Here is a 2,961-nt window from a genome sequence, read left to right on the forward strand (position 1 = left end):
CCCCCAGACGCCTTGTCTTGGGGGGTGGGGGGCGCGGTTTTTTTATAAAGCCCCCGCCCGCCCGCGCCCGAGGCCCCCCGCGGCCGGGGGGGGGCCCCCCCCCCGGGGGGGCCCCCCGCTCTGGCTGGTGCGCAGGTAGTCGGTGATGCGCTGCACCCAGTCGTCCAGCTGCCCCTGGCTGAGCCGCAGCGGCCCGGTGCGCAGCCAGTGGTGGACGCCCTCCACGGTCTGGGCGGCCTGCGCCTGCAACCCGGGCAGCCCGTTGATCACGGTGATGACCACGAGCGCGAGCACCCCGCCCACCACCACCAGCCCGAGCAGCAGCGCCAGCACGGTCGCGGCGGTGCGCGGCACTCCCCAGCGGGTGAGCCGGTCGACCAGCGGCGCCAGCAGCGCGGCCAGCAGCAGCGCCACGCCGAGCGCGATCACCAGCTCCGCGAGCACCGACGCGATCCGCCCCAGCACGAACAGCACCGCCGCGATCGCGAGCAGCCGCCAGCTGACGGCGCCCGCGACGCGCAGTCCGCGCGGCACGTCGGGTGCCTCCCGTTGTTCCACACCGCACGTGATCGCCCGAACCGGTCGGGATTAAACGTGGCCCGGCCGGGCTCGGGCGTGTCGGCGGTGGCTGGTAGGAGTTCTCCGACGTGGGACGAGCGGCCGGTGGGCCGGGTGGGAGCGAAACGATGCCGTTCGCCGACGAGCTGGTGGGCGCCGACGTGGCGCGGGACCTGGCGCGGGTGTTCGAGGGAGCGACCGGCGCACCGCCGCACGCGGTGCGGGCCGCGGCGGCGCGGCTGGGCCCGCTGGGCCTGCGGCAGCGCTGCGACCTGCTGCGGGACGCGCTGCTGGCGGACGTGCCCGGTGACACCGCGGCCCTGCTGGCGGCGGTGCGGGCGGCGCGCACCTCGCCCGGGTTCGCGGGCTGGCTGGTGTGGCCGGTGACCGAGGCCGTGGTCTCCCGCGCCGTGGCGGAGGGCACCGGCACGGCGTTCGACGCGGCGCTGGACTCGCTGGCGGAGCTGACCCCGCTGCTGAGCTCCGAGTTCGCGCTCCGCGGCCTGCTGGAGCAGGACCTGCACCGCGCGCTGGGCCGGATCCGGGAGTGGACGGCTTCCCCCGACGAGCACGTGCGGCGGCTCGCGTCCGAGGGCACCCGGCCGTACCTGCCGTGGGCGAAGCGGGTGCGGGCGCTGCTGGCCGAACCGACCGCCACGGTGCCGATCATCGACGCGCTGCACGGCGACACCAGCGACTACGTGCGCCGCTCGGCCGCCAACCACCTCAACGACCTCAGCCGGGACCACCCGGAGCTGGTCGTGCAGACCGCAGCGCGCTGGCTCGGCGAGCCGGGCGAGCACACCTCGCGGGTGGCGCGGCACGGGCTGCGGACGCTGGTCAAGCAGGGCCACCCGGAGGCGCTGGCGCTGCTCGGCTACTCCCCCGCCCCGCAGGTTCGGGTCGGGGAACTGGCGCTCGACGCGGGCAGCGTCGCCATCGGCGGGGCGCTGGAGTTCCGCAGCACCCTGGTCAACACCGGTGCCGAACCGGTCGCGCTCGCCGTCGACTACCTGGTGCACCACCGGAAGGCGAACGGCGGGCGGACCGCCAAGACCTTCAAGCTCACCACCCGGACGCTCGAACCGGGCGGCACCTGGGAGCTGGCCAAGCGCCACTCGTTCCGGGAGATCACCACCCGCCGCTACCACCCGGGCGGGCACGCGGTGGAGCTCCAGGTCAACGGGGTGGTCCGCGCCCGCGCCGAGTTCACGCTGACCGCCGCCCGCTGAGCCGTGCCGCCGCGAGATCGTCGGTGGCGTCTGGTTCCATCGGAAGCGGATGATCATTCGCGGAGCTGGAGGTGCGGTGGTGCGGGAGGCGACCGGGGGTTCGGTGGCGCGCTGGGTCGAGGTGTACCTGGAGCACCTGCAGGCCAGGAAGCTCGCCGCGAACTCGCTGCGCGCCTACCGGCTGGACCTGGGTTCGGTGGGCGCGGCGCTGGCCGAGATCACCGGCACCCGCGTCGCGGAGCTGCCGGTGGCGGAGGTGACCGCCACCGAGCTGCGCTCCGCGTTCGCCCGGCACGCCGCGGCCCGCTCGGCATCCTCGGTGACCCGCGCCTGGTCCACCTGGAACGGGTTCTTCGGCTTCCTGGTGGTGGAGGGCGCCGTCGGCGGCAACCCCATGCAGGTGGTGCCGAAACCGCGCAGCGCGCCGCCGACGCCGAAACCGCTGCAGGGCGAGGACACCCCGGAACGCCTGCTGCGCCTGGTCGCCGAAGGCGGGCGCCGGGCCCGGAACCCGTGGCCGGAGCGGGACCTGGCGGTGCTGGCGGTGCTGCTGTGCACGGGGGTGCGCTCGGCGGAGCTGCTGGACCTCACGGTCGCGTCGCTGGCCGGGCGTCCCGGTGACCGGCGGCTGCACGTGCGCGGGAAGGGCGGCAAGAACCGGTCCATCCCCATCGAGGGCGCGCTGGACGAGGTCGTCGGCGCCTACCTGAGCTCGCGGCGGGTGCGGTTCGGCGACCGGCTGCCCGGTGCCGAGCCGCTGTTCGTGGACCACCGCGGCGAGCCGCTGCGCCGCGGCGGGTTGCAGTACCTGGTGCGCCAGTCGCTGCGCGCGGCCGGGATCTCGGACCGGGTGCAGCGCGGCGCGATGGTGCACGCGCTGCGGCACACGTTCGCGACGCGGCTGGCCGAGGACGGGGCGAACGCGGCGGAGATCGCGAAGCTGCTCGGCCACGCGTCGATCAACTCCAGCCAGACCTACATCGACGTGACCGCCCGCGAGCAGCGGATGTCGGTGCGCGCCAACCGGACCCACCAGGTCCTCACCGACCTCGCCCCGCGCCGCGCGCCCCGCGGACCGGGGCGGCCGGCCGGGGCCCCCGGGGGGGCGGGCGCCGCCCCCCCCCCGCCCGGGGGGGGGGGGGGGCCGCGGCGGGGGGGCGTATAAAAAAGA

General features: G+C 76.1%; 3 protein-coding genes. 2 read left to right on the top strand and 1 reads right to left on the bottom strand.

The annotated features are described in order from the left end of the window. Window positions 1–42: 42 nt before the first annotated feature. Window positions 43–558, bottom strand: a complete 516-nt coding sequence (locus LCD35_RS12815; protein ID WP_225044238.1) for an AI-2E family transporter — start codon at window positions 556–558, stop codon at window positions 43–45. A gap of 128 nt (window positions 559–686) precedes the next feature. Between LCD35_RS12815 and LCD35_RS12820 the strand changes: the two genes are divergently transcribed. Next, window positions 687–1,790 (top strand): DNA alkylation repair protein, encoded by a 1,104-nt coding sequence (locus tag LCD35_RS12820; protein ID WP_225044239.1) that lies wholly within the window; start codon window positions 687–689, stop codon window positions 1,788–1,790. 49 nt (window positions 1,791–1,839) lie between these two features. Further along, window positions 1,840–2,955, top strand: coding sequence for a tyrosine-type recombinase/integrase (locus LCD35_RS12825; protein ID WP_225044240.1), 1,116 nt, complete (start codon window positions 1,840–1,842; stop codon window positions 2,953–2,955). Window positions 2,956–2,961 lie beyond the last annotated feature (6 nt).

Origin of the sequence: Saccharopolyspora sp. 6V (assembly GCF_020176785.1) — a bacterium.
In the GTDB taxonomy this organism is placed as follows: Bacteria; Actinomycetota; Actinomycetes; order Mycobacteriales; family Pseudonocardiaceae; genus Saccharopolyspora_C; species Saccharopolyspora_C gregorii.